General features: G+C 69.9%; 24 protein-coding genes and 1 pseudogene. 12 read left to right on the top strand and 13 right to left on the bottom strand.

The annotated features are described in order from the left end of the window. Positions 1–27 precede the first annotated feature (27 nt). Positions 28–1,284, top strand: a complete 1,257-nt coding sequence (locus ACIOJD_RS15495; protein ID WP_401913111.1) for a DUF4032 domain-containing protein — start codon at positions 28–30, stop codon at positions 1,282–1,284. Positions 1,285–1,379: 95 nt separating this feature from the next. Here the strand turns inward: ACIOJD_RS15495 and ACIOJD_RS15490 are convergent, their stop codons facing one another. Genes ACIOJD_RS15490 through ACIOJD_RS15480 form a run of 3 tightly spaced genes read right to left on the bottom strand, consistent with a single transcriptional unit; the run spans position 1,380 to position 4,010 of the window. Further along, positions 1,380–2,405: an NAD(P)/FAD-dependent oxidoreductase gene (locus ACIOJD_RS15490; protein ID WP_401913108.1), complete on the bottom strand. Its 1,026-nt coding sequence runs from the start codon at positions 2,403–2,405 to the stop codon at positions 1,380–1,382. Further along, complete coding sequence (locus ACIOJD_RS15485) at positions 2,402–2,926, bottom strand: isoprenylcysteine carboxyl methyltransferase family protein (RefSeq protein WP_401913105.1); 525 nt, start codon at positions 2,924–2,926, stop codon at positions 2,402–2,404. Before ACIOJD_RS15485 ends, ACIOJD_RS15490 begins: the two co-directional genes overlap by 4 nt. Positions 2,927–2,957: 31 nt before the next feature. Further along, entirely contained in the window at positions 2,958–4,010 is a 1,053-nt protein-coding gene (locus ACIOJD_RS15480; protein WP_401913103.1) for a type III polyketide synthase, read from the bottom strand. A gap of 179 nt (positions 4,011–4,189) precedes the next feature. On the opposite strand from ACIOJD_RS15480, the gene ACIOJD_RS15475 reads away from it, so the two are divergent. After that, on the top strand, positions 4,190–5,092 hold the full coding sequence (locus ACIOJD_RS15475; RefSeq protein ID WP_401913100.1) for a UbiA family prenyltransferase: 903 nt from the start codon (positions 4,190–4,192) through the stop codon (positions 5,090–5,092). Between the two features lie 122 nt (positions 5,093–5,214). After that, a complete protein-coding gene (locus ACIOJD_RS15470; RefSeq protein WP_401913097.1) occupies positions 5,215–5,391 on the top strand; it encodes a hypothetical protein in 177 nt (58 codons plus the stop codon). 49 nt (positions 5,392–5,440) lie between these two features. On the opposite strand, the gene ACIOJD_RS15465 is transcribed toward ACIOJD_RS15470, so the two are convergent. Then, positions 5,441–6,151, bottom strand: a complete 711-nt coding sequence (locus tag ACIOJD_RS15465) for a dienelactone hydrolase family protein (protein ID WP_401913094.1) — start codon at positions 6,149–6,151, stop codon at positions 5,441–5,443. A gap of 521 nt (positions 6,152–6,672) precedes the next feature. Here ACIOJD_RS15465 and ACIOJD_RS15460 point away from each other — a divergent pair. Next, positions 6,673–8,676, top strand: a complete 2,004-nt coding sequence (locus ACIOJD_RS15460) for an ABC transporter ATP-binding protein (protein WP_401913091.1) — start codon at positions 6,673–6,675, stop codon at positions 8,674–8,676. A gap of 92 nt (positions 8,677–8,768) precedes the next feature. Here ACIOJD_RS15460 and ACIOJD_RS15455 read toward each other — a convergent pair whose 3' ends face one another. Then, positions 8,769–9,863, bottom strand: a complete 1,095-nt coding sequence (locus ACIOJD_RS15455) for an acyltransferase family protein (protein WP_401913907.1) — start codon at positions 9,861–9,863, stop codon at positions 8,769–8,771. Between the two features lie 215 nt (positions 9,864–10,078). Between ACIOJD_RS15455 and ACIOJD_RS15450 the strand changes: the two genes are divergently transcribed. Further along, the gene (locus tag ACIOJD_RS15450) at positions 10,079–10,843 is read left to right on the top strand and encodes an MgtC/SapB family protein (RefSeq protein WP_401913088.1); all 765 of its coding nucleotides are present in this window, start codon (positions 10,079–10,081) and stop codon (positions 10,841–10,843) included. Between the two features lie 91 nt (positions 10,844–10,934). Here the strand turns inward: ACIOJD_RS15450 and ACIOJD_RS15445 are convergent, their stop codons facing one another. Both ACIOJD_RS15445 and ACIOJD_RS15440 read right to left on the bottom strand, forming a co-directional pair. Then, a complete protein-coding gene (locus ACIOJD_RS15445; protein WP_401913085.1) occupies positions 10,935–11,798 on the bottom strand; it encodes an SRPBCC family protein in 864 nt (287 codons plus the stop codon). After that, positions 11,795–12,112: an ArsR/SmtB family transcription factor gene (locus tag ACIOJD_RS15440; RefSeq protein WP_401913083.1), complete on the bottom strand. Its 318-nt coding sequence runs from the start codon at positions 12,110–12,112 to the stop codon at positions 11,795–11,797. Before ACIOJD_RS15440 ends, ACIOJD_RS15445 begins: the two co-directional genes overlap by 4 nt. 330 nt (positions 12,113–12,442) lie before the next feature. On the opposite strand from ACIOJD_RS15440, the pseudogene ACIOJD_RS15435 reads away from it, so the two are divergent. Next, positions 12,443–12,844 (top strand): annotated as a pseudogene (locus ACIOJD_RS15435) (hypothetical protein); the annotation flags it as partial. Positions 12,845–13,062: 218 nt separating this feature from the next. Here the strand turns inward: ACIOJD_RS15435 and ACIOJD_RS15430 are convergent. Continuing rightward, on the bottom strand, positions 13,063–13,308 hold the full coding sequence (locus ACIOJD_RS15430; RefSeq protein WP_401913080.1) for a BlaI/MecI/CopY family transcriptional regulator: 246 nt from the start codon (positions 13,306–13,308) through the stop codon (positions 13,063–13,065). A gap of 156 nt (positions 13,309–13,464) precedes the next feature. Between ACIOJD_RS15430 and ACIOJD_RS15425 the strand changes: the two genes are divergently transcribed. Continuing rightward, entirely contained in the window at positions 13,465–13,836 is a 372-nt protein-coding gene (locus ACIOJD_RS15425) for a VOC family protein (RefSeq protein WP_401913078.1), read from the top strand. A gap of 25 nt (positions 13,837–13,861) precedes the next feature. Here ACIOJD_RS15425 and ACIOJD_RS15420 read toward each other — a convergent pair whose 3' ends face one another. Continuing rightward, positions 13,862–14,350 (bottom strand): GNAT family N-acetyltransferase, encoded by a 489-nt coding sequence (locus tag ACIOJD_RS15420; protein WP_401913075.1) that lies wholly within the window; start codon positions 14,348–14,350, stop codon positions 13,862–13,864. Positions 14,351–14,512: 162 nt separating this feature from the next. Between ACIOJD_RS15420 and ACIOJD_RS15415 the strand changes: the two genes are divergently transcribed. Next, positions 14,513–14,869 carry a PRC-barrel domain-containing protein gene (locus ACIOJD_RS15415; protein ID WP_401913072.1) on the top strand — a complete coding sequence of 119 codons (357 nt, stop codon included), beginning with the start codon at positions 14,513–14,515 and terminating at the stop codon, positions 14,867–14,869. 108 nt (positions 14,870–14,977) lie between these two features. Here the strand turns inward: ACIOJD_RS15415 and ACIOJD_RS15410 are convergent, their stop codons facing one another. After that, positions 14,978–16,045, bottom strand: coding sequence for a GDSL-type esterase/lipase family protein (locus tag ACIOJD_RS15410; RefSeq protein ID WP_401913070.1), 1,068 nt, complete (start codon positions 16,043–16,045; stop codon positions 14,978–14,980). Positions 16,046–16,241: 196 nt separating this feature from the next. On the opposite strand from ACIOJD_RS15410, the gene ACIOJD_RS15405 reads away from it, so the two are divergent. Continuing rightward, entirely contained in the window at positions 16,242–17,162 is a 921-nt protein-coding gene (locus tag ACIOJD_RS15405; protein ID WP_401913067.1) for a YhjD/YihY/BrkB family envelope integrity protein, read from the top strand. A 121-nt stretch (positions 17,163–17,283) separates the two neighbouring features. On the opposite strand, the gene ACIOJD_RS15400 is transcribed toward ACIOJD_RS15405, so the two are convergent. From ACIOJD_RS15400 to ACIOJD_RS15390, 3 genes are all read right to left on the bottom strand, one after another. After that, positions 17,284–17,739, bottom strand: coding sequence for a tellurite resistance TerB family protein (locus ACIOJD_RS15400; RefSeq protein WP_401913064.1), 456 nt, complete (start codon positions 17,737–17,739; stop codon positions 17,284–17,286). Positions 17,740–17,806: 67 nt separating this feature from the next. After that, positions 17,807–18,385, bottom strand: a complete 579-nt coding sequence (locus tag ACIOJD_RS15395) for a TerD family protein (RefSeq protein ID WP_401913061.1) — start codon at positions 18,383–18,385, stop codon at positions 17,807–17,809. Between the two features lie 116 nt (positions 18,386–18,501). Further along, the gene (locus ACIOJD_RS15390) at positions 18,502–19,077 is read right to left on the bottom strand and encodes a TerD family protein (RefSeq protein ID WP_401913059.1); all 576 of its coding nucleotides are present in this window, start codon (positions 19,075–19,077) and stop codon (positions 18,502–18,504) included. A 520-nt stretch (positions 19,078–19,597) separates the two neighbouring features. Here ACIOJD_RS15390 and ACIOJD_RS15385 point away from each other — a divergent pair. From ACIOJD_RS15385 to ACIOJD_RS15375, 3 genes are all read left to right on the top strand, one after another. Further along, a complete protein-coding gene (locus tag ACIOJD_RS15385; RefSeq protein WP_401913905.1) occupies positions 19,598–20,884 on the top strand; it encodes an LCP family protein in 1,287 nt (428 codons plus the stop codon). A 298-nt stretch (positions 20,885–21,182) separates the two neighbouring features. Beyond that, complete coding sequence (locus ACIOJD_RS15380; RefSeq protein WP_401913056.1) at positions 21,183–22,517, top strand: hemolysin family protein; 1,335 nt, start codon at positions 21,183–21,185, stop codon at positions 22,515–22,517. After that, positions 22,514–23,545 (top strand): hemolysin family protein, encoded by a 1,032-nt coding sequence (locus tag ACIOJD_RS15375; protein ID WP_401913054.1) that lies wholly within the window; start codon positions 22,514–22,516, stop codon positions 23,543–23,545. Before ACIOJD_RS15380 ends, ACIOJD_RS15375 begins: the two co-directional genes overlap by 4 nt. Positions 23,546–23,654: the final 109 nt, after the last annotated feature.

Below are 23,654 nucleotides of genomic sequence, written 5' to 3'. Positions count from 1 at the left end.
CGCCGACGACCGCGGTGGGAGGCACGTATGGGTCTGCAGATCAGCGCGACCAATCCGGAGCAGCCGGCGGTGCTTCTGGATCTGCCGTGGAACGCCCCGCTCGACCGGTGGCCCGAGGAGTGCCTTGTCGCGCTCCCGCGCGGTATCTCGCGCCATGTGGTGCGCTTCGCGTCCGCAGGACCCGAGGTGGTGGCGGTGAAGGAGATCTCCGAGCGGGGCGCGGTGCGCGAGTTCGGACTGCTGCGCGACCTGCACCGGCTCGGGATCCCGGCCGTCGACCCGGTGGCGGTGGTGACCGGGCGGGTGGACACCGAGGGCGCTCCGCTGGAGCCGGCTCTGATCACACGGCACCTCAAGGGGTCCCTGCCGTACCGCTCGATGTTCGAGTCCACGATGCGTACCGGTACCGTGAAGCGGCTGATGGACGCGCTGGCCGTGCTGCTCGTGCGGCTGCACCTCGCCGGGTTCGCCTGGGGCGACTGCTCGCTGTCCAACGCGCTCTTCCGGCGGGACGCGGGGGCGTACGCCGCGTATCTGGTGGACGCCGAGACGGGGCAGATCCAGCCGAATCTGAGCCAGGGGCAGCGCGACTACGACATCGAACTGGCCCGGGTGAACATCGCCGGGGAGCTGATGGACCTGGAGGCCTCGGGCGCCCTGCATCCTTCGGTGGATCCGGTCCCGTTCGGTGCGGCGATCGTCCGGCGCTACGAGGATCTGTGGCACGAGCTGACCCGCGAGTCGGTGTATCCGGTGGACAAGCGGCACTACATCGACCGCCGGATCCGCCGCCTCAACGACCTGGGCTTCGACGTGGCGGAGATGCAGATCGAGCGCTCCCCGGCGGGCGGCACGGTGACGTTCCTGCCGAAGGTGGTGGACGCGGGCCATCACCAGCGGCAGCTGCTGCGGCTGACCGGCCTGGACGCCGAGGAGAACCAGGCCCGGCGCCTGCTCAACGACCTGGAGAGCTGGATGGCCGGCGAGGAGGACTACGCTCCCGGCGATCCGCTGGGGGCCAGGCCAGAGGTACTGGCACACCGCTGGGTGCGCGATGTCTTCCGGCCGACCGTACGGACCGTACCGCGCGAGCTGCGTGGCGAGATGGACGCGGCGCAGATCTACCACGAGGTACTGGAGCACCGCTGGTATCTGTCGGAGAGGGCGGGCCACGACATCGGTCTGGAGGCGACGATCGAGGACTATCTCGCCCATGTGCTGCCGCACTCGGCGAGCGCGACGACAGGGGCGGCGACGGACACGACGGGCGACCTCTCCCCTTGAGAGCCCGCGCGCACGCGCGGTTTGTCCGACGGATGCGCGCCTCCTTACGGGCCACGGGGTACGGGTCCCTCCCCCGCAGGTCTACGCGCCCGTGATCACTGCAACGCGCGTACCACCGCGGCGAAGACCGCCGGCATCCGGGCCGCGGCCGGGACGATCAGACGGGCGCCCGCCGCACGCCCGCTGACCCGCAACAGCCCTTCCGTCAGCAGCCGGTGGCGCCGGGACAGACTCCGCCAGCGCCCTTCGTAGTCCTGCGGCCGTCCCGCCCGCAGACACCGCACGGCCGCCTCGGCCGACGCCAGCGCGAGGGCGACGCCCTCGCCCGTCAGCGCGTCGACGTACCCGGCCGCGTCGCCCACCAGCAGCACCCGGCCCGCCGTGCGCCGGCGCACCCGCTGCCGCAGCGGGCCGGCCCCGCGCACGGAGTTCGCGGGCGGGCCGTCCAGCCGGGACAGCAACTGGGGGAAAGCGGCGAGATGTTCGTCGTAACCGCGCTTCACACCGCTCAGCACGGCCACTCCCACCAGGTCGTCGGCCACCGGTGTCACATAGGCCTCGCCGCCCTCCGCCGCCGACGACCAGTGCACCTCCACGAAGTCCGTCCACGGCTTGACGTGGTAATGCCTGCGCTGTCCGTAGCGCCGGGGCCCGCGATCGGGCAGGCCGAGCCCGAGACCCTGCCGTACGGGCGAGTGCAGTCCGTCGGCGGCCACCAGCCAGCGAGCCCGCAGCCCGCCCGCGCGCACCGAGTCCGCGCACTGCTCCACCTCGCCGACCCGGCCGGTGACGACCTTGACGCCGGTCTCGTCGGCCCGTCGCGCCAGGGCCGCGTGCAGTTCCGTGCGCCGCACACCGAGCCCCGGTCCGTGCTCGAACGGGGCCTCGGCGCTGCGGGATTCGCGTACGTACCGGATGCCGCGCAGCGGGTGGCCCGGCGGCATGTCCAGTCCGAGCGCGGTCAACGCGCGTACGCCGCTGGGCATCAGTCCTTCGCCGCAGGCCTTGTCCACCGGGGTGGTGCGCGGTTCGATCACGACGGTTTCCAGGCCGGCCAGCGTGGCATGGACCGCCGTGGCCAGTCCGGCGGGCCCGCCTCCCGCCACCAGCAGATCGATCATGCGCGCGCGCCCGCGGCGGCCAGGTCCAGCGCACGGTTCTCGCACCGTATCCGGACGGTCAGCAGTGCCGCGTTCAGTACGGTGAACACCAGCGCGGTCAGCCAGGCGCCGTGCACGAGGGGCAGGGCGACGCCCTCGGCCACCACCGCCACGTAGTTGGGGTGGCGCAGCAGGCGGTAGGGACCGCCGGTCACCAGCGCGAGGCCGGGCACGACCAGCACCCGGGTGTTCCAGCGTGGTCCCAGCGTACGGATGCACCACCAGCGCAGCCCTTGCGCGGCCAGCACGACGGCGAACATCGTCCAGCCGGTCACCGGCACGAAGGGCCGGTCGGCCGCCCGTACTTCGGCCAGGCAGCCCAGCAGCAGTCCGGTGTGCAGCAGGACCATCGCCGGATAGTGCCCCCGCCCCCGCTCGACGGCGCCGCGCTCCGTGCTCCAGCGCGTGTTGCGGCGGGCGACGACGAGTTCGGCGACGCGTTCGGCTGCGACGGCCAGGATCAGCACCGGGTACCAGATCATGCCTTCACCTCCCTCTCTACCAGCGGGCTCTCTACCAGCGGAGCAGGACGAGTTCGGAGCAGAAACCGGGCCCCATGGCGAGCAGCAGTCCCGCCGTGCCGGCCGGTGGCCGCCGCTCGGCCAGCGTGTCGCGCAGGACATGGAGCACGGACGAGGAGGACAGATTCCCCACGGCCGCCAGCGAGCGCCAGGTGACGTCGAGCGCCCCGTCGGGCAGCGCGAGGGCCTCCTCGACGGCCTCCAGCACCTTCGGCCCGCCGGGATGACAGACCCATGCGGTGATGTCCTCGCGTGCGAGGCCGTGGCCGGCGAGAAAGCCGTCGACGTCCGCGGCGAGGTTCTTGCGTACGAGTTCCGGGACGCACGCGTCCAGGACGATACGGAAGCCGGAGCCGGTGATGTCCCACCCCATCACCTGCTCGGTGTCCGGGTAGAGATGGCTGCGGGTGTCGACGACGACGGGCCCGGTGGCCGGGCGCCGGGCGCCGCAGGCGACGACGGCTCCCGCGCCGTCCCCGAAGAGCGCGGTGGCGACCATGTTGGCCGGCGAGATGTCGTCGCGCTGGAAGGTCAGCGAGCACAGTTCGACCGAGAGCAGGACGGCCACGCCGTCCGGCCGTCCCAGCAGGAAGTCGTGCAGACGCGCGATTCCCGCCACTCCGGCGACACACCCCAGGCCGAAGACCGGTACGCGCTTGACGTCGGGGCGCAGACCGAGCCGTCCCACGAGGCGCGCGTCCACGGACGGCGCGGCGATGCCCGTCACCGAGGTGAACATCAGCAGGTCGACATCGCGTGGGGACAGCTCGGCCGCGTCCAGGGCACCCGCGACGGCCTCGGCGCCCAGCGGTACGGCCGCCGCGATGAAGGCGTCGTTGACCGCGCCGAAGTCCTTGAGTTCGTCGTACCCGTCGAGCGGCAGTGTCATATGACGCGTGGACACACGCGCGCTTCGGTGCAGCCGGTCGAGCACCCGGCGGTCGGATCCTTCGGGCAGACAGGCCTTCGCGATCATGTCCGTGATGTCGTGTTGGGTGTGCTGATGCGGAGCCAGGGCTCCGTGGACGGCTGCGATGCGGGTCATCTGCGGTCCGAGGTCGGGGGCGACTGACGTGCAATCCCTCCCCCCGCACCACGACGCCACACACGAAGTCCCCTGTACGGCCCCGTGCCGACGCGGGGCGGCGGGCCGGCACCAGGTACCCGGACGGGTGCGGCCACGACGCACCCGTCCGGTGGTGGTGTGACACCTACGATGGGCTCGTGGACGCCATCGACCGGGCAGGGACCAGCCACCGCGAGCCACTCGCCCGTACGCCCGGCGCACCTGACGGGGCATCCGGACCGCGGCCGCGAGGGGCGGCAACGGCCCTGCTGGGGGCGTGCCATCCGGTACCCACGGTCGCGGTGACCCTGCTGACCGCGGGCCTCGCGGTGGCCGCCGGGCAGGACACGACGGGGTGCGTGCTCGCCACGGTGGCCGTACTGGCCGGGCAGTTGTCGATCGGCTGGAGCAACGACGCCATCGACGCGGCACGCGACGCGGCGGTGGGGCGGAGCGCCAAGCCGGTCGTGGGCGGGGCCGTGAGCGCGCGGACCGTACGGACCTCGGCCCTGGTGGCGCTGGCGCTGTGCGTCCCGCTGTCCCTCGCGTACGGTTTCCTCGCCGGCGCGGTTCATCTGGTGGGCGTGGCGGCGGCCTGGACGTACAACGTACGGCTCAAGTCGACCGTGCTGTCCTGGCTGCCGTACGCGATCGGGTTCGCCTCCCTGCCCGCCTTCGTGACGCTCGGTCTGCCGGGGCAGCCCCGGCCCGTCTGGTGGGTCGTGACGGCGGCGGCGCTGGTGGGGGTCGGCGCGCATCTCGGCAATGTGCTGCCGGACATCGGGGCCGATCTGGCCACGGGCGTACGTGGCTGGCCGCAGCGGCTGGGGCCGACGGCGGTACGGCTGCTGCTGCCGGCCCCGCTGGTGGCGGCCACGCTCCTGCTGGCTCTCGGCCGGCCCGGCACACTCGGGGCGTTCGCCGTGGCCCTGGCGCTGATCGCGGCGGCGGGCGGATCGCTGATGGGCCGTCGCCGGCCGAGAGTGCCGTTCCTCGCGGCGGTCCTCGTGGCGGGCGTCGATGTCGCGCTGCTGCTGTGGCAGGGAGCGGCGCTCACCTGAGCCGGTGTCGGTTCCGGACGTCGACGCACGACTGATCCCGTTCCCGGCGGGCACTCGGCGAACAACGGCAAGGTCATCGCGTCCAGCCGTGGCCGGCCGTCGAATTCGCAAGGAGTGGACAGATGTTGGGTTTCGCGGCAGCAGCGCTCTTCGCCATCGCATTCATCATCAACGCCGGCGACACAGCGGTCGACACCCTCTTCGCGCCGACGAGCCTGATGCTCCTCGGTCTGGCCCTGCTCGCGCTGCATATGGCGGGCGTCGGCGCCGGCTGGGCGCCGCGGGGCCGTCGACGCTGACCCGGGCACCCCGTGAGCGCCGGCCCGTGGCTCACGGGGTGCCGGCCGCTCAGCCGGTGCCGGTGCCGGTGAGATGGGTACGCAGGAAATCGAGCGTGAGCCGCCACGCCTGGGCGGCGGCTTCGGCGTGGTACGCCTCGGGGCGGCTGTCGTTGAAGAAGGCGTGGCCCGCGCCCGGGTAGAGGTGGAACGTCGGGACGATGCCGGACTGGGCCTGGATCGTCTTCCCCAGTTCTTCGAGGCTCGCCGGCGGCACGGTGGGGTCCTGCTCGCCGTAGTGGCCGAGGATCTCCGCCTCGAGGTGCGAGAAGTCGGGGATGCCGTCCTGGTTGACGCCGTAGAACGGGACGGCCGCGCGGACCCGCCGGTCCTTGGCCGCGAGACTCAGGACGAATCCGCCGCCCATGCAGAAGCCGACGGCTCCGACCGTGTAGCCGTCCGTCTCGGGGCGCCCCAGCAGATGGCCGACCGCGCCGGAGAGCAGTTCGACGCCCCGCGCGGTGGGCAGTTCGCGCATCATGCGCAGTGCCTCGTCGGTGTCGTGGGCGACCTGGCCGCCGTACAGGTCGGGGGCGAGCACGACGAAGCCGGCCCGCGCGAAACGGTCGGCGACATCCTTGATGTGGGCGGTCAGGCCCCACCATTCCTGGATGAGGATGATGCCGGGGCCGTGCCCGGAGGGGGGTACGGCGAGGTAGCCGTACGCGGTGGTGCCGGCGCTCGGGAACGAGACGTTCTGGAGAGTGGGCCCGTTGGCCATGGGGATGCTCCCGGTTGGTGATCGGTGATACCGAAATCGTATGAAGGTAGATGCCTAGAGTCCGGATGCCTCTCCGGGGCCCGCCGACCGGCTGCCACGGGTGGCCGCCGGGCTTCCGCCGCCCCTTGATCATGTGCCTTCGCAAGGCGCGTCGAGGCTAGCCGCGGAACGCGACGGCCGGACTCTCTCCGGCCACTTCACGACCGCAACACAATCCCCCGGACGGGTGAACGCCCCCCTCCCGAGTGATTCGAACGCGCCATGACGACTTGGCTGCCCCGGCCTGCGGGGCCGAAGGGCTTCCTCGAATCTCTGTCCGACGATTCGTCCTCCGCTCCCCGTGACGCGCCGTTGATCAGGTCGGTTGTCCGAGCACCTGTCCCCGTCGTCGTCAGCCCAGGAGGATTTGTGTTCCCTGTTCCCACTCTCGTCGGCGCCCCCGGCGGATCTCGCGCGTTCGAGTGCGGTGGTGAAGCCCCCACGGCGGGCGGGCGCCGCGTTGACGCCGAGGGGGGTGCGGCGTGAAGCCGTTCCGTTTCGGCCCGAAACCGTACGTACAGAACTCACCGCCCGAGCAACTGCTCTTCGGAGGCCGCCTCAAGGGATCCTGGGGCTGGACCGTCCATGAAGGCGCGCGTCTTCGGACCTCGTTCTGGACGATCCTGCGCCAGATCCCCCGTCTCACCGGCCACACGCTGTCCCTGGCCTGGCGGGCCGACCGCCCCGCGTTGATCGTCGTGGCGGTCGCGCAGCTCGGCCAGGCCGCGGCGACCGCCTTCGGGCTGCTCGCCACCAACCAGGTCCTGGTCAGTCTCTTCACCTCGGGGCCCACCGCCGACCGCATCGCCGAGGCACTGCCGTCCCTGCTCTGGGTCGGCGGCGCCGGCGCGCTGGCGGCCACGCTGCGCGCCGTCTCCTTCGGCGGCACCGGCCGGCTGGAGCCGAAGGTGGAGCGGATCGCCGCGCTGACCATGCTCACCCCCGTGATCCGGGTGGAGATGGAGCATCTGGAACAGCCGGACTTCCACAAGATCCTCGACTCCGGCCAGCACGGCCAGACCGCGGCCCGCAGGCTGATCCAGCACACGCTGGGCATCGTGGACGCGCTGATGGCTCTGATCGCGGTCAGCGGGGTGCTCGCCGTCCTGCATCCGGTCCTGCTGCCCCTGCTGATCGCCGTCGTGATCCCCAAGGCGTGGGGCACTATCCGGGCCGCCCGCCGTACCTACGAATCGGTCCAGGTGTGGATCGAACACGTACGGCAGCAGAGCGAGTTGCGCCGGCTGCTGATCTCGCAGAAGGCCGGACCGGAACTCCGGGTGCACGGCGCCGGGCCCTTCCTGCTGGAGCAGTTCGACCGGATGGGTGTCGAGGCGTCCGAGGAGCAGACGCGGCTGGCCCACCGGGAGGCGGGCACGGACCTGGCAACCTCGGCGCTGTCCGGGCTGACGGCGGCGGTGACCTACGGGCTTCTGGCCTGGCTGCTCACCCATGGCCATATGCCGCTGGCGTCCGGCGCCACGGCGGCGCTGGCACTGACCAACGGCACGGCGGGACTGCGCCGTATGGTCTCCCACATCCACCACCTCTACGAGCAGTCACTGTTCATGACGGATCTGATCAAGGCGGCGGACGAGGCCCGTCTGCGCGCCATTCCCACCGGGGGCACGCCGGTGCCGGGGCCACCCGCGCTGATCGAGTTCGACCGGGTCTCTTTCACCTATCCCGGCCGGGAGACGCCGGCCCTCGACGCCGTGTCCCTGACCATTCGGCGGGGCCAGATCGTGGCTCTGGTCGGGGTCAACGGCAGCGGGAAGACCACCCTCAGCAAGCTGCTCGCCGGGCTGTACCTGCCTTCCGAGGGGCAGGTCCGCTGGGACGGCACCGATGTGCGCGACCTGGACCGTGACCAGGTCTTCGACCAGGTGGCGCTGGTGCTCCAGGACTACCAGCGGTGGCCGTTCACGGCCCGCGCCAATGTCGCCATCAGCCGACCGTCCCAGATCCATGACTCCGCACGCCTGACGGCGGCGGCCGCCCTCGCGGACGCGCACGCGGTGGTCGGTGAACTCCCGCGCGGCTGGGACACCTTGTGCGAGAAGGGGTACGAGGGCGGGGTGGACCTGTCGGGCGGGCAGTGGCAGCGACTGGCGCTGGCCCGCGCGTACTACCGGCGGGCCGCCGTCCTGATCTGCGACGAACCGACGAGCAGCATGGATCCGGCGGCCGAGATCGCCGCGTTCCAGCAGATCCGCGACCTCGCGGGCGACGGGCAGACGGTCATCCTCGTCACACACCGGCTGCACAGCGTCCGTTCGGCCGATGTGATCTATGTCCTGGACAGCGGGCGGCTGGTGGAAGCGGGCGACTTCACGTCACTGATGGCCGACGGCCACCAAGGTCCGGGCCTGTTCCGGGAGTTGTTCACGCTTCAGTCCGAGCAGTACCGCACCGGTGGGCCTGCCGTGCCGGCCCAGAGCGGCCCCGCGATGGCGGACGAAGCCGCTCCCGGGGGTACGGGATGATCCCACGCGGCCTCTGATCCGGCCGGCCCGGACATGATGGCGGGGCGGTGGCCGTCGGCCACCGCCCCGCCATCATGTCCGGGTGTCCCCGGTCAGCTCTTCTCGCTGTTCCGTTGCTCCTTCTTGAACGCCCAGGCCATATCCGGCTCCAGCGCGAAGCGGAAGATCCGCTGGAACGGTGGCGTGCACAGCACGGTGACGATCACTGCGGCGACGACCGTGACGAAGACCGCCCCCTGCGGCTGGTGCAGCCAGCCGGCGTCGTACCAGTCCCAGATGCCCGCGCTCTTGGCGAGGAATCCGTGCAGCAGGTAGCCGCAGAGCGTGCCCGCGCCCAGAGCCGTGAACCACATCCGGCGGCCCGGGACCCAGGCGTAGAAACAGGCGGTCAGGACGAGCGAGCAGCCGAAGAGCGCGAGCGTCATCACGGCCCCGGCCCACCAGGGCGCTCCCAATTCCTGCGCGCTGTCACGGTGGAAGAACCACGCCATGTTCATCCGTGTGACCGCCCAGTAGGCGAAGACGGCGGTGGCGGCGAAGACCGGCACGGCCAGGATGCGTACTTCCTTGCGGCGGACGAGTTGGAAGTGCTCGGGCTTCATCCGCAGACCGAGCACGAAGAACGGCAGGAACTGCAGCACTCGCTGGAGATCGAGGTCGTCACCGATGTCCGGCGAGATGGTGGCGAGCATCGCGATCGCCAGCGACAACGGCACGGGCCATCGGACCAGCCGCCAGATCGGCGCCGTCATCCGCCACACGAAGAGAGCGAGCAGGAACCAGGTGAGGTACCACGGGTCGAGCAGGCTGATCTCCATGGACGGGTCGTCGCCGGCCCACCGGTTGAAGAGGCTGTAGGCGACCTCGAACACGATGTACGGCACGGCGATGCCGGTGATCAGACGGCGTACCCGGTCGGGCCGGAAGTCGAAACTGCGCGAGAAGTAGCCGGAGATGATGATGAATGCCGGCATGTGGAAGGTGTAGACGACGATGTAGAGCGCCGAGACCGCTCTGCTGCCGTCCCGCAGCGGCTCCCACGCGTGTCCCATCGCGACCAGGACGATCGCCAGATACTTCGCGTTGTCGAAGAAGGCGTCCCGCTTCTTGGCCGGCGGCGCGGCGGGCCGCGCTTCCGCCTCCGCCGTCCCGCGGGCCGAGGCGGTTCGTACCGCCGGATCGGTCATCTGCGTCACAGGGCCTCCCAGCGGAAACCCGGATCGGCGAGAACGCCTCTTTGCAGAGTTGTGGGGGGAAACAGCAGAGCAAACATTCAAGGCACCCTAACGAGGATTCCCGCCCTCCGTTCACCCGGGTGTCACGGACCGGCCATGCGCCGGTCGCGGCACTAGGATCGCCCGCGTCGCCGTACCAAGGTGTCGCACCAAGGTGAGGAGGTCCGTTGCACACCGTCGCCATCCCCCTGTTCGATCCTTCCGCGGGCCAAGGCGTACGTCAGTTCACCGAACTGGGCCTGGCCCTGCTGTTGTCGACTCTCATCGGCGCCGAGCGGTCGACCCAGCAGAAGAGCGCGGGGCTGCGGACCCATACGCTGGTCGGCGTCGGCAGCGCGCTCTTCATGGTGGTGTCGCAGCACGGCTTCAACGCGGTGCTCGGGCTGGAGAACGTCTCCTTCGACCCCTCCCGTGTCGCCGCGCAGATCGTCTCCGGCATCGGCTTCATCGGTGGTGGTCTCATTTTCGTACGGCGCGATGCCGTACGTGGTCTCACCACCGCCGCCACCGTCTGGCTGACCTGTGCCATCGGCATGGCGTGCGGCGGCGGTCTGCCGCTCCTCGCCATCGGCGCCACTCTCGTGCACTTCCTCGTCATCCAGGGCTACCCCTGGGTGACCCGGCGGTTTCCCTCCTTCACCAGCGCCGAGCAGGCGCGGCTCCATCTCAGCTACCACATCGGCACGGGCGCGCTGCCACGGATCCTGGAGTACGTGACGGGCAAGGGATTCCAGGTGCTGCGGATCCGGGTGGACCGAGCGGGCCGGACGGCGGACGGTGTCGAGGAGGAAGCGGAGCTGGGAGATGCCCGGACCGCCCTGGTGTACGTGGACATCGAAGGCACCGCAAGCGTGTATCAACTGGTCGCGGAGATCGCCGAGTTCGAGGAAGTGCTGAGCGTCTCGTCCCTCAGGTCCGAGATGGCGGACTGATCCTTCGTACCGGACCTGAGGGGCGAGACGTTCGGTTGATCCGCCACACCGGCCCCCCGCCCGGGAAGCCCTGTATGCCGAGAAACTCCGTCTATGCCGTGAGAAGTCCCGTCGCGAGCCGTTCGATCCGGGCCTGCCAGGCGGCCAGCGCCGCGTCCGCGTCGAAGTCCTCCGGATCCTCCGGGCCGGTCTGGGTGAGGAAGAGCCGGGCGCCGTGGCCGGTTCCCTGCGCCAGTTCCCAGCGGACCGTCCCCTCGGACCGCCAGACGTACGTGAGCGACGTGGACGCCCACACCTCGGTGACGGGGCCCGCCGGGGCCCTGTCCGTGGTGAACCCGTCCGGGACGGGCAGGCCCGCCACCGGCTCGATCCCCGCCGACAGTGCCGCCCAGACCGTCTCGGCGGGCCGCACCAGCTGGCGCTCGAAGCGGATCCGCTTGGTGCCGTCGGCCGTTTCGACGGTGCCCCGGCCGAGACCGAACCGCTCGGCGTAGGACTCGTGCAGCTCCCCCGCGTCGGGCTGGGCGTCGACGGGTCTGCCGTCGAGCAGCCGGCTGAGCGCGCCGACGCAGAGGTGCCAGCCGGAGGCGAAGCTCGCCGCACCCGCCCGGTCGCCGAACGTATGAACGAGGGTGAGCAGTGAGCCGTCACCGTCGGGAGTGATGGACCAGCTCAGATGATCAGTGCCCCAGGTGAAGGCGAAGAGCCGGGGCTTGTCGACGTCGGTGACGGTACCGGTCATGCCCGGTCCGCTGTCGCCGGGAAAGTGGAAACCCATCGAGCCGCCCGGAGTGAGCTCCACGGTGACCTCGGAGGGAAACCAGTGCCCGAGAGCGGCGGGGTCGGCGATCGCGGCCCAGACCGTCTCGGGCGGGTGCGCGAGCCGGCGCTCCATCCGCAGGGCGGTCCGGCCGTCTGTGGTGGTCAGGCTGTCGTCGTGCGGGTTCATGTTCATGAGGAGTCGTTCTCCATGGCGTCGAGATGCCGTTCGAGCGCGTCGAGCGCGCCGGACCACAGATGCCGGTAGTGGGCGAGCCAGGCGTCGAGTTCCGCGAGGGGCTCGGGCCGCAGCTCGTACCAGCGGCGCTGAGCCTCCTGCCGGACCCCCACGAGTCCGGCCTCGCGCAGCACCCGTAGATGCTTCGAGGTGCCGGGCTGGCTGAGACCGAGGCTCTCCGTGAGCTCACCGACCGTGTGCGGGCGCTCAAGCAGGAGATCGAGGATCCTCCGCCGGTTCGGCTCCGCGAGGACGTCGAACGGTATGGGCATGCCTCGAACATACCTCATTGGCTATATAACCGCACAGGGATTCTGAACATATCCGACATCTCCGATGTTCACGGATCATGGTCGACCGTTCCCACGCGTGCACATTTCCGCCATTCGACAGAATAGGGATGCCGCAAAACTGTCCGGAACCACATCGTGACAGCGCGTCAGTCGAGCATTCATAGTTGTAAGTTCGGGCGACCGAAAGTCGATCTCCACTCCCCTCACGCGTCACCTGGCGGATTCACCCCGCGGCACCGCGCAACGCCACCGCAAAAGAAATGCGGCCCAGGCCACCCGGCCCCACAGAACGGCGCAAGGAGAGCGGCCGTGCATGACGAATTCCTGTGCCATGTCACCGCGTACGGATTCTGCGGCGGACAGCGCATCGGTGTCCCCCTGGGCACGTATCGCGCCCCCACTCTGGCACTTGCGCTGTGGTGGTTACGAGATCGCGCGACCTGGATCGCGGAACGACTCGACCCCACTCCCGAAAGCCGTCACTTTCCGGCCGAGGCGCTCGCCCCGGTGGCGCACAGCGTGCCGGACGTACCGACGACGCTCAGGAACTGGCGGGACGACGTCAACCATCAGGACATGGTCGCGGAGCATCTGGCCGCGGGCCGTCTCCTGCGCGTCGCCACCCGCGACGACACCACGGAATACGAACTGCTCGCGGAATCGGTGGACGCACTGCGTATGGACCGGGCGCTTCCGGTTCTGCTCACTCCGGCGGAAAGGCCGGAAAACCATCGCCGTGAGCGTTCTCTCGCCGCTTCGACACTGGCCGCGGCGCACGAGTACCGAAGAAACTCCGACAACTCCGGTCGGTTGACCGCGAGTCACGATCCACTCGGGGACACCTTGCGGTTCGGCCGGCTGTACGGCTGAAACCCGCCCGCCGGTCATTAGAACTCAGCTCGATTCGCGGGGCTTTCCCCGGAGCGATTTCATCCGGCCTCGTCCCCGTTCAGCAAGGAGCGCAGCACCCGCTCGTCCTGGTCGCCGAGCTGGGAGACGAACCGGGCGAGGACCGCGCTCCGGTCCTCGCCCTTCGCCAGTTCCGAGTGCGTACGGCGGGCGGTCAGCCCCGGGGCGTCCTCGGTCGGGGTGTACGCGTAGCCGCGTCCGGCCCTGACGCGGGTGACGCTGCCCTTGCCGTACAAGCGCGAGCCGCCGACCTCGTCGGCCGGCACTGGAGCGAACCGCCCCGCGGCCGATGAGTCCCGGGCCTCGCGGGCGTCTACCTCTCGAGGCCCCCGCGAGAGCTCGCGAGGCCGGAGGACGGCCGGCCAGACCGGCCGACGGACCGACGGACCGACGGACCGACGGACCGACGAAAGGACACGATCATGCTCGGCAACAGCAAGGCGTTCAGCGGATTCGCCGTGGACGACATCGAGAAGGCCAAGCACTTCTACACCCAGACGCTGGGGCTGGACGTCGCCGAGGAGCACGGCATGCTCCACCTGCGGGTCGCCGGTGGCACTCCCGTGCTCGTCTATCCCAAGCCCGGCCACACACCGGCGTCGTTCACGGTCCTCAACTTCCCCGTGGACGACATCGACGCGGCGGTCGACGAGCTGACCGGCCGGGGTGTGCGCTTCGAGCGCTACCCCGGCATGGACGCGGACGACAAGGGCATCTTCCGCGCGGCCGGTCCGTACATCGCGTGGTTCACGGACCCGGCGGGCAACACCTTCTCGGTGCTTCAGGAGCGGTGAAGCACACTCCCGAGTCCCCGTGCGCTCAGAGCTTGAGATGCATGATGTGCAGCCCGACATAGCCCTTCACCGGGTGCAGGAAGCCCTCGGGCAGCGTGCCCAGGATCTCGAATCCCAGGGATTGGTACAGCTTCACCGCGTACTCATTGGTCTCGACGACGGCATTGAACTGCATCGCGCGGAAGCCCGCCGTGCGGGCCCAGTCGATCGAGTACTCACAGAGCGCTCTGCCCACGCCGCGCCCCGAACGCGCCGGGTCGACCATGTAGCTGGCGCCCGCGACATGCCCGCCGTTACCCATGTGGTTCCGGTTCATCTTGGCCGTACCCAGAATCGCGCCGGTGTCGTCGACGGCGACGACGGTGCGGTTCGGCGCCTTCATCAGCCACCAGTCGCGGCCCTCGGTCTCGCCGAGGTCTACCGGATAGGTGAATGTCTCACCGTCGGCGACGATGCGGTGGAAGAACGGCCAGATGGCGGGCCAGTCCTCGGTGGTGGCTTCCCTGATCAACATACGGTCAGAATGCCGGTCCGGTCCGGGCGACCGCCAGCGGTTTACCGGCGGGCAAGGTGACTCCGTACCAGAGTTCCGGCGGGTACTGTCCTGAAAACAAGGGGTATCCACGACCATCAGATGACACAGGCATCACTCGGCGGATAAGAGGCGAAATCGCTCATGTTCGAAGCTGACGACATTCGGGAATGGCGGGGCCACGATGTGGTCGACGCCGGAAATCGGAAGATCGGCTCGCTGGAAGCCGTATACGTCGATACCGCGACGGACTCGCCGTCGTTCGCCACGGTCACCATCGGCCTTCCCACCAAACGACGTCTGATCTTTGTCCCGCTGACCGACGCCACGGTCGGACCGGGCTATCTGAAGGTCGCCTGGGACAAGAAACTGGCCAAGGAATCCCCGTCCATCGACATCGACGGGGAGCTGCTCGCCGAGGACGAGCCGCAGATCTTCTCGCACTACGGACTGCCGTACGCGACCGGCGCGAACGGCGAGCGCCGGCTCGGCCGCCGCTGAGGAGCCGGGCGCCGTCCTGGCCCGGCCCGCCCCGCGGGTCCGCCACCGGAAGTCGGCCGGGTGCGTGCCTCCCGGTGGCGGACGGGGTTCCGTACGGTGCGACAGCGCTCAGATCTTCGCCGCGATGACGGGGGCCAGCCGGTCCGCGATGGCGAGGTGACCGAGGTCGTTGGGGTGGACGGAGTCCGTCAGACCACCGTCGGGGATCCAGCCGTCGGTGTTGACGAAGAAGACGTTCCGGTCGCCCGCGTCGGCGCGTGCCTGGACGGCGGCCTGCGTCTGGGGGACGAACCGCCCCCGGAAGGTCTGCAGGGCGAAGATCGCCGCGTTGGGGTACTTGGCACGGACCGTGCCCAGAAAAGCGGTGTAGGCGGCCTGGAATTCGGGCGTGTGGACCCCGTGGCCGACGTCGTTGGTACCGAGGTTGATGACGACGGCGCTCGCCTGGTACCGGGAGAAGTCCCAGGAGGGCGAGCCATCGGCCGCACCGAGGCGGGTGAAGCGCTCGCTGAGCCCCGCACAGCCGTCCGCGGTCTCGACCAGGCAGGCGCCGCCCTGGGCGATCTGGGTGTGTTCGACGCCCAGTTTCTCGGCGGCCAGCCAGCCGTACGCGGTGAGAGCGAGCTTGGTGCTGGTGGTGCCGGCGGTGATGGAGTCGCCGATGAACTCGATCACCTTCTTCGAGGAGGTCTGCGGCGCCAGGGTCGAGGCTCCGGAGTCGAGGACGAGGCCGCCGAAGACGGAGTCGCCCGTGTAGGAGCCGGCGACCTGCCGGTAGGAGACGACAAGAGTGTGGTTCCCCGCGGCCAGCTTGGCCGGCGTCAGGTCCACCGTGCCTTTGACGTTCTTGTAGTTGACGAACTCCTTGCCGTCGATGGCGGCCCAGAACTCCACCGCGTTGCGCTGCTTCAGTTTGACGGTCGTGCCGCTGAAGCGGGTCCGCAGGTAGGCACCGGTCCAGTGCGAGGCGTAGGGCGCCGAGGAGGTGTTCCAGCGGCCGACGTACGTGATGTTCGGGTCGGACGGACTGCCGTCACCGGCCGCCGTGACGGCCGGCGGTGCGGCGGCTGACGACGATGCCGCGACGGACGGCGGTGCGGCCAGGATCCCGGCGAGGAACGCGGCCACGGCGAGCACGGTCCACAAAGGTCTGTTCACGTGCGCGAAGACGGGCATGCGGGTGCCTCTTCTCTTCATCTTCGGTGAATCGTGGGAGGAACCGAAGGTAAGCGCTTTCTCGCAGAAAATAGGCGATCCGCCGACCGATGAGAAGAGGCGGCGCCCCGGCAGCGCCCGTATCCGGCCTGCGGTCCGGGCACCCATCCGGGGGCCGCTCAGGGAGCAGGGCGCGCACCGGGGTAGTAGACGACATATGACCCGAAAGCGTTTCGGCACGCCGGAAGCCGGCCGGCGGTTCCTGAGCCTGTACCGCGGGATCGCCGACTCTCCCGCCGTACTCGCCTGGAACCGCGGCCGTGAGATGGAGCTGATGCATCGGGCCATGAGCTTCGCCGCGCTCGGCTTCCTGACCCTGGTGCCGCTGCTGATCCTGGTCGCCGCGGCCGACCCGGCGAGCGGCCAGGGGTTCGCCCGCTGGCTGGGGCAGGGGCTGGGGGTGTCGGCGTCGTCCCAGGGGGAGATCCAGCAGCTGTTCGGCAGGCCGGGACAGGCACTGCAACGTACGACGGCGTTCGGTCTCGCGGCCCTCGCCGTGTTCGGTCTGACGTTCGGGGCTGCCGTACAGACCGGTTACGAGCGGGTCTGGGAACTGCCGACGGCCCGCTGGCACACCATGTGGCGGCACGTCCTCTGGCTGGCCGTCCTCGTCTTCTTTCTCGTCGCCTTCGTCAACACGTCGATCACATCCGACTCCGTCGTCGACACGGCGCTCGTGACGGTGGGCGATCTGATCGGGACGCTCCTCTTCTTCTGGTGGTCCCAGCGCATGCTGCTCGCCGGGCGGGTCCGCTGGCGGGCGCTCTTCCCCGGCTCCGTCGCGATCGCCCTCGGCCTGCTCGGGCTGCGGATCTTCTCCCGGGTGGTCTTCTCACCGCTGATCGCCTCGAACGCGGTGACGTACGGCCCGTTCGGGACGGTACTGGTCATCCAGTCCTGGCTGGTCGGAGTCGGCTTCGTCGTCTACGGGGGCGCGCTGGTGGGCCGTCTCTTCCACGAACACCGGATGCACCGGCGGCTGCAGCGCGAGATCGAGGAGGCCGCCGAGGCCGAGCGGGCCGAACAGCCCGGAGCAGCCTCCGGGACCGGCGAAACCGTGGAGGAGCCGGGCGCCTGACGTGTACGGGCGGGTCGGGCGTCGTCCGGGACCGGAACGCCGCGCGGGGCGTGTCGCGCGGAAGGCGACGCGCCCCGGGTGGCCACCGGCACTTCACCGGCGGATCAACGGGTGACGACCGTCAGAGGTCGAACTCGCTCGGCGCGATGCCGACGGCGAAGCAGGCCTCGCGGACCACGGCCTGCTCCGACTTGTCGAAGTCGCCGTCGGCGCCGCCGATGACGATGCCGATCTGGATGACGGCGCGTGCCTCCGTGGGCTTCTTGGCGACCTTGCCGATGGTCTGAAGGACGCCGACCTTGCCGAAGTCGAAGTCGGTCGTCAGCTTCTGGCAGTAGTCGTTGAACCGCGTATGGAGGTCGTCGGCGGGGAAGTTCTGGAGGACGTCGTTGGTCATGATCAGCGAGGCGACGCGCTGGCGCTCCGACGGATCGATGGAACCGTCGGCCGCGGCGACCAGGGCGCACATGGCCATGCTGGCGTCACGGAAGGCGCCGCTCTTGAGGTCGTTCTTCTTCGAGTTGAGCTGCGTCTGCATCGACGCGGCGGAATCCTTGATGCGGTCCCACAGGGCCACGGTGAGTCTCCTCGGAGGATGGTGTGCTGCCGGACGTACGGGTCCGTACGTCCGGCCTCGGTGGGCGCTACAGGTGCGGCGCGACGGCCGGCATGAGGTCCTGGAAGGTGCGCCCGTCGGCGGGGGATCCGATGGCGGCCATCTCCCAGCCGGCGCCGGTGCGGGACACCTTGGCCATGATCTGGGCGGTGTGCCGGCCACCGCCGGTGAGCGTGTAGCGGGCCAGTTCCTGGCCGTTGGTCTCGTCGACGAGCCGGCAGAAGGCGTTGTCGACCTCTTCGAAGGTCTGGCCGGTGAACGAGTTCACCGTGAAGACGATCTGGTCGATGTGGACGGGGACGCGCTGGAGGTCCACGACGATCGATTCGTCGTCACCGCCTTCTCCCGCGCCGCCCACGCGGTTGTCACCGGTGTGCCGCACCGAGCCGTCGTCGCTGGTCAGATGCTGGAAGAAGACGACATCGACGGCCTCCTTGCCGGCGAAGAGCAGTGCCGAGGCGTCCAGGTCGATCTCGCGGGAGGTCATCCTGGCGAGGAAGCCCTTGCGCGCGGCTTTCCAGCCGAGTCCCATGCGGATGACGGTGAGTTCACCTCCGCCGGACTTGGTGAGACTGATCTGCTGGCCCTTGGAGAGATTGACGCTCATCGTGGCTCCTGGAAGGAAGGTTGTGCCTGCACGGCGTGAATGCGGGTGCCCGGCTCAGGTCCCGGGGCGGGTGGAACGGACAGGGATACGGGGAATCGGGCCGCGGAATACGGGTGTCAGACGTTGACGCCGTAGTCGGAGGCGATACCGGCCAGCCCGGAGGCGTATCCCTGGCCGATGGCGCGGAACTTCCACTCGGTCCCGTCGCGGTACAGCTCGCCGAAGACCATCGCGGTCTCCGTCGAGGCGTCCTCGCTGAGGTCGTAGCGGGCGAGTTCGGCGCCGCCGGCCTGGTTGACCACACGGATGTAGGCGTTACGGACCTGGCCGAAGCTCTGGCCACGGGATTCGGCGTCGTGGATCGAGACCGGGAAGACGACCTTGGTGATCTCGGCGGGTACGGCGGCCAGGTTCACCTTCACGGTTTCGTCGTCGCCCTCGCCCGCACCCGTGAGGTTGTCGCCGGTGTGCTCGACCGAACCGTCCGGGTCGGCGAGGTTGTTGTAGAAGACGAAGTGCCGGTCGGATACGACCTTTCCGGAGCCGTCGCACAACAGGGCGCTGGCGTCCAGATCATGATCGGCTCCGGTGGTCGTACGCACATCCCAGCCGAGGCCGACCACAACCGCCGTCAGACCAGGAGCCTCCTTGCTCAGCGAGACGTTGCCGCCCTTCGCGAGGCTCACACCCATGTTGCTTCCCTTCGTCCGTCCCATGAATCCGGGCGCGCCGGACGTCCCGGCGCCGCGTGATGCCGTGTGGCACGCTCAAATCTACAACACTGTAGAAACTGGCCGGGGCAAGATGCGCGATGCGCGAGAGGAACGGCTGGTTACCGCGCACGCACCGTCTCCTCCACGAGCGGGCGGACCGTGACGCGGCGCTCTCCGGCTTCGTTTCGGCCCTGTCGCCGCACGACGACGAGGTGCCGCGCTCACCGACCGAAGGCGCCGACGGGTCCGGGACCCCCGGCCCGTTCTACATACCTGTAGAGCCAGTAGAGTCTACGCGTCGTACAGAACGACGACCGGGCAGAACGAGGGCCGGCGTGAGCGGTGGGCGACCTCCGGGCGGCGGGCCGGACAACGGGGCGGAGGACGCAGCGTGGGCAGGGAATCCAGGGCGCGACGAGGCCAGGCGGCGAGCGACGGCCGCGGTGGCCGGCGGACCAGGCTGACCCGGCGCGGCCGCATAGTCGTCTGGGCCGGCGCGATCCTGGCCCTGACCCTCGTCGGTGTGTCCGGGACAGCGGCATGGCTCTACCAGGACCTCGACGGGAATATCCACTCCGCGGACATCGACAACAAGATCGGCGGCGGCCGGCCGGTCAATCTGAGCCCGGGGTCCAAGAACATCCTCGTCGTGGGCTCCGACTCGCGTGAGGGCGCCAACGCGAAGTACGGCAAGGACCTGGCCACCATGCAGTCGGACACGCTGATGGTCATGCATGTGGCCGCCGACCGGAAATGGGCCACGGTCGTCTCGCTCCCCCGCGACTCCTGGGTGAACATCCCGGCCTGCGACCGGGGCGACGGCAGCACATCCGACCCGCACCAGTTCAAGATCAACGAGTCGTTCGCGATAGGCGGTACGAGCGGCGAGGTCTCCGGCGCCGCCACCTGCACCATCAAGACGGTGGAGCGGAACACCGGACTGCGGATCGACCACTTCATGTCGGTCGATTTCCAGGGTTTCAAGGGCATGGTCAACGCGCTGGACGGGATCAAGGTCTGCCCCGAGGCGCCGATCCACGACAAGAAGGCCCGCCTCGACCTGGACGCCGGCTGCCAGACGGTCAAGGACGAGCAGGCCCTGGGGTACGTACGTACGCGCTACAGCCTCGGCGACAGTTCCGACCTGGGCCGGATCGGACGGCAGCAGGAGTTCATGGAAGCCCTGGCCGCCAAGGCCCAGCAGAAGCTGGCCAGCCCGAACGCGCTGTACGGATTCCTGGACTCCGCCACCAAGTCGCTGACCACGGACAGGGCCCTCGCCGGGATCAAGCCCCTCTCCGGCCTCGCCTCCGAGGTCAAGGGAATCCCCCGCGACCGCCTGACGTTCCTGACGGTGCCGAACTACTCGCGCCAGGCCGACGTGCCCAGCGACCAGGCCAACGTCGTATGGCAGTATCCCCAGGCCGCCGACCTGTTCACCTCCCTGGCGAAGGACAAGGAGGTCGACAAGGAGAAGCTGGAGGCCGCTTCCGAGAACCCGGTCCACGCCCGTACCGTGCGCGTCCAGGTCCTCAACGGCACCAGCACCCGGGGGCGGGCCGCGAAGGTCGCGGACACACTCCGTACCGCCGGATTCACGGTCACGAACGTCGGCAACGCCCCCGAGGCCACGAAGCGGACCACGGTCGGCTATCCGCAGGGCCTGGGAGCGTCGGCCGAGGTGCTGGCGTCCCGGCTGCCGGGCAGCTCCGCGCGGCAGGACGCGGGAGCCGCACCGGGTGTGGTCACACTGACCGTGGGAACAGACTTCGAGGGGGTCCGATGACCTCCCGGCGCCCCTGGATGTGAGGTGGGGCACCGGGTCCGTGATGCCCGGTGACCGCCCCGCGAGGATCGGCGGACATCGGCCGTTGACACCACATTGCTTTGCTTTGCTATTCCTTTACTATTGGCGGACGGGCTTCCCGCCCCGTGCCGACACGGACGGTCCGCCCCGTTTCGACCGTCCGATCCGAGAACCCGACACCTGATCCGAGAAGGAGCTGCGGTCCCGCAATGGGTGAGCCTCCCAGTACGAGCCGTGCCATACCCGTCCCCTCGAACCACGGGACGGGGGTGGCACGGTGACCGAAGTGCTTCTGCTGCTCCTCGCCCTCGCGCTCACCCTCGCCTGTGCGGTGTTCGTCGCGGCCGAGTTCTCCCTGACCACCATCGAGCGCGGGGAACTCGAACGTGCCGCCGCGGCCGGTGAGCGGGGCGCCGCCGGTGCCTTGGAGGCGGCCAAGCGGCTGACCTTCCAGCTCTCCGGGGCCCAGTTGGGCATCACGGTGACCTCGCTGGTCATCGGCATGCTCGCCGAGCCCTCGCTGGCCGTGCTGCTGCGCGGTCCGCTGGTGGCCACCGGTCTGCCGGACGGCGCGGTGCCCACCGTGGCCACCCTGCTCGGCGTCGCCCTCTCCACGGTGGTGCTGATGGTGATCGGTGAGCTGGTCCCCAAGAACTGGGCGATCTCCAGCCCGCTCGCCGTCGCGAAGGTCGTGGCGGGTCCGCAGCGCGGCTTCACCGCCGCCTTCGCCCCGCTGATCCGGCACCTGAACAACACCGCCAACCGCCTCGTACGCCGGTTCGGCCTGGAACCCGCCGAGGAGCTGGCCTCCGCCCGTACCCCCGAGGAACTGGTCGCGCTGGCGCGGCACTCCGCGCGGGAGGGCGCCATCGAGCAGGACTCCGCGGAGCTGTTCGTACGGACGCTCCACCTGGCCGAGCTGACGGCGGAGAACGTCATGACGCCCCGCGTGGACGTCCGGGCCCTGGAGGCCCACGCCACCGCCACGGACGCCGCCAATCTGACCCTGGCCACCGGGCTGTCGCTCTTTCCCGTCTACCGCGACAGCCTGGACGAGGTGATCGGCACCATCCACATCCGCGACGTTCTCGCCCTGGACGAGACGAAGCGGGACCGGACGCTCGTCACGGAACTGGCGAGCAGCCCCCTGCTCGTCCCCGACTCGCTGCCGGTGGACCGGCTGCTGCGGCGCCTGCGCGCCTCGCGGACGATGGCCGTGGTCATCGACGAATACGGCGGCACCGCCGGCGTCGCCACCGTGGAGGACATCGTCGAGGAGGTCGTCGGAGAGGTACGCGACGAACACGATCCGGACGAGACCCCCGACCTCGCGCCCGGCGAACCGGCCGTGGACGGCCGCCTCGTCTGGGAGGCGGACGGCGGTATCCGTCTCGACCAGCTCGAGGAGATCGGCTTCAACGCCCCGGAGGGGCCCTACGAGACGCTCGCCGGGCTGCTCGCGACGCGGCTGGGACGGCTGCCCGTGCTCAAGGACCGGCTCGACGTGGACGGCTGGCAGTTCGCCGTACTGCATGTCGAACATCACCGTGCCGACCGGGTGCGGATCACCGCGCCCGCCCCGGCCGCACAGCTCATGGAGGACGCCCGATGACCGGCCTGCAGCTCGCCATCGGCGCGCTCACCCTGCTCACCAACGCGTTCTTCGTCGGCGCCGAGTTCGCTCTCATCTCCGTACGGCGCAGCCAGATCGAGCCTCAGGCGATCAAGGGCAGCCGCCGGGCGAAGAGCACCCTGTGGGGTCTGGAGCACCTGTCCGCGGCCATGGCCACCGCGCAGCTCGGCATCACCATCTCCTCGCTGGTGCTGGGCGCCGTGGCGGAACCGGCCATCGCCCATCTGCTGGAGCCGCCCTTCGAGGCGATCGGCGTACCGGAAGCGCTGATCCACCCGATCGCGTTCGTGATCGCGCTGACGCTGGCGACGTATCTGCACATGCTGATCGGCGAGATGGTGCCGAAGAACATCGCGCTGGCCGCACCCGCGCCCACCGCGCTCGCGCTGGCGCCCGCCCTGATCGGGCTGACCCGGGCACTGCGCCCGGTGATCTTCGGGATCAACGCGTTCGCCAACAGCATCCTGCGGCTGCTGAAGGTCGAACCCAAGGACGAGGTCGCCTCGGTCTTCACCGACGACGAACTCGCGCGCCTGGTCAAGGACTCCAGCGAGGCCGGGCTGCTGGATCCGGCGGACGGCGAGCGGCTGCGGGACGCCCTGGAGCTGGGCACGCGCCCGGTGGGTGAGGTGATGGTCCCGCTCAACCGGACGATCACCGTCGACCACCAGGTCACCCCGCAGCAGTTGGAGCGTGCCGCCACGTCCTGCGGATTCTCCCGGCTGCCGGTCACCGGACCGGACAACACGATCCTCGGCTATCTGCACATCAAGGACGCCCTGGGGGTCGCCGAGCGCACCCGGCCGTTCCCTCGCAGCGCGCTGCACGTGGTGATCCGGGTCGAGATCGACACCCCACTCGACGACACCATGACGGCGATGCGCTCCGGCGGTACGCATCTCGCGGCCGTCACGGGCGACAAGGGGACGGTCATCGGCTTCGTCACGATGGAAGACGTCCTGGAGGAACTCGTCGGCCCCGCCGCCGGCGCACAGACCGCCGCCTAGCCAAGTGGCGGAGGAGCGGCCGGCGCCCCGCCCCGGGCACCGGCCGCTCACCTCTGTCCGTGGCCGTCCTCGCACCGGCTCCCCGCGGATGCCCCGCCACGTCGGACGG

Origin of the sequence: Streptomyces sp. NPDC088116 (genome assembly GCF_044741745.1) — a bacterium.
Classification (GTDB): Bacteria; Actinomycetota; Actinomycetes; order Streptomycetales; family Streptomycetaceae; genus Streptomyces.
The sequence above is the reverse complement of the archived record's forward strand: the minus strand, read 5'-3'. Positions and strand labels throughout refer to the sequence as shown.

Excerpts from the sequence above, each read along its gene's own strand:
- ACIOJD_RS15485 (WP_401913105.1), bottom strand. The coding sequence starts at position 2,926 with ATGATCTGGTACCCGGTGCTGATCCTGGCCGTCGCAGCCGAACGCGTC.
- ACIOJD_RS15470 (WP_401913097.1), top strand. The coding sequence starts at position 5,215 with ATGTTGGGTTTCGCGGCAGCAGCGCTCTTCGCCATCGCATTCATCATC.
- ACIOJD_RS15420 (WP_401913075.1), bottom strand. The coding sequence starts at position 14,350 with ATGTTGATCAGGGAAGCCACCACCGAGGACTGGCCCGCCATCTGGCCG.
- ACIOJD_RS15445 (WP_401913085.1), bottom strand. The coding sequence starts at position 11,798 with ATGAACATGAACCCGCACGACGACAGCCTGACCACCACAGACGGCCGG.
- ACIOJD_RS15425 (WP_401913078.1), top strand. The coding sequence starts at position 13,465 with ATGCTCGGCAACAGCAAGGCGTTCAGCGGATTCGCCGTGGACGACATC.
- ACIOJD_RS15410 (WP_401913070.1), bottom strand. The coding sequence starts at position 16,045 with ATGCCCGTCTTCGCGCACGTGAACAGACCTTTGTGGACCGTGCTCGCC.
- ACIOJD_RS15490 (WP_401913108.1), bottom strand. The coding sequence starts at position 2,405 with ATGATCGATCTGCTGGTGGCGGGAGGCGGGCCCGCCGGACTGGCCACG.
- ACIOJD_RS15390 (WP_401913059.1), bottom strand. The coding sequence starts at position 19,077 with ATGGGTGTGAGCCTCGCGAAGGGCGGCAACGTCTCGCTGAGCAAGGAG.
- ACIOJD_RS15395 (WP_401913061.1), bottom strand. The coding sequence starts at position 18,385 with ATGAGCGTCAATCTCTCCAAGGGCCAGCAGATCAGTCTCACCAAGTCC.
- ACIOJD_RS15495 (WP_401913111.1), top strand. The coding sequence starts at position 28 with ATGGGTCTGCAGATCAGCGCGACCAATCCGGAGCAGCCGGCGGTGCTT.
- ACIOJD_RS15415 (WP_401913072.1), top strand. The coding sequence starts at position 14,513 with ATGTTCGAAGCTGACGACATTCGGGAATGGCGGGGCCACGATGTGGTC.
- ACIOJD_RS15480 (WP_401913103.1), bottom strand. The coding sequence starts at position 4,010 with ATGACCCGCATCGCAGCCGTCCACGGAGCCCTGGCTCCGCATCAGCAC.
- ACIOJD_RS15375 (WP_401913054.1), top strand. The coding sequence starts at position 22,514 with ATGACCGGCCTGCAGCTCGCCATCGGCGCGCTCACCCTGCTCACCAAC.
- ACIOJD_RS15455 (WP_401913907.1), bottom strand. The coding sequence starts at position 9,863 with ATGACCGATCCGGCGGTACGAACCGCCTCGGCCCGCGGGACGGCGGAG.
- ACIOJD_RS15440 (WP_401913083.1), bottom strand. The coding sequence starts at position 12,112 with ATGCCCATACCGTTCGACGTCCTCGCGGAGCCGAACCGGCGGAGGATC.
- ACIOJD_RS15465 (WP_401913094.1), bottom strand. The coding sequence starts at position 6,151 with ATGGCCAACGGGCCCACTCTCCAGAACGTCTCGTTCCCGAGCGCCGGC.
- ACIOJD_RS15405 (WP_401913067.1), top strand. The coding sequence starts at position 16,242 with ATGACCCGAAAGCGTTTCGGCACGCCGGAAGCCGGCCGGCGGTTCCTG.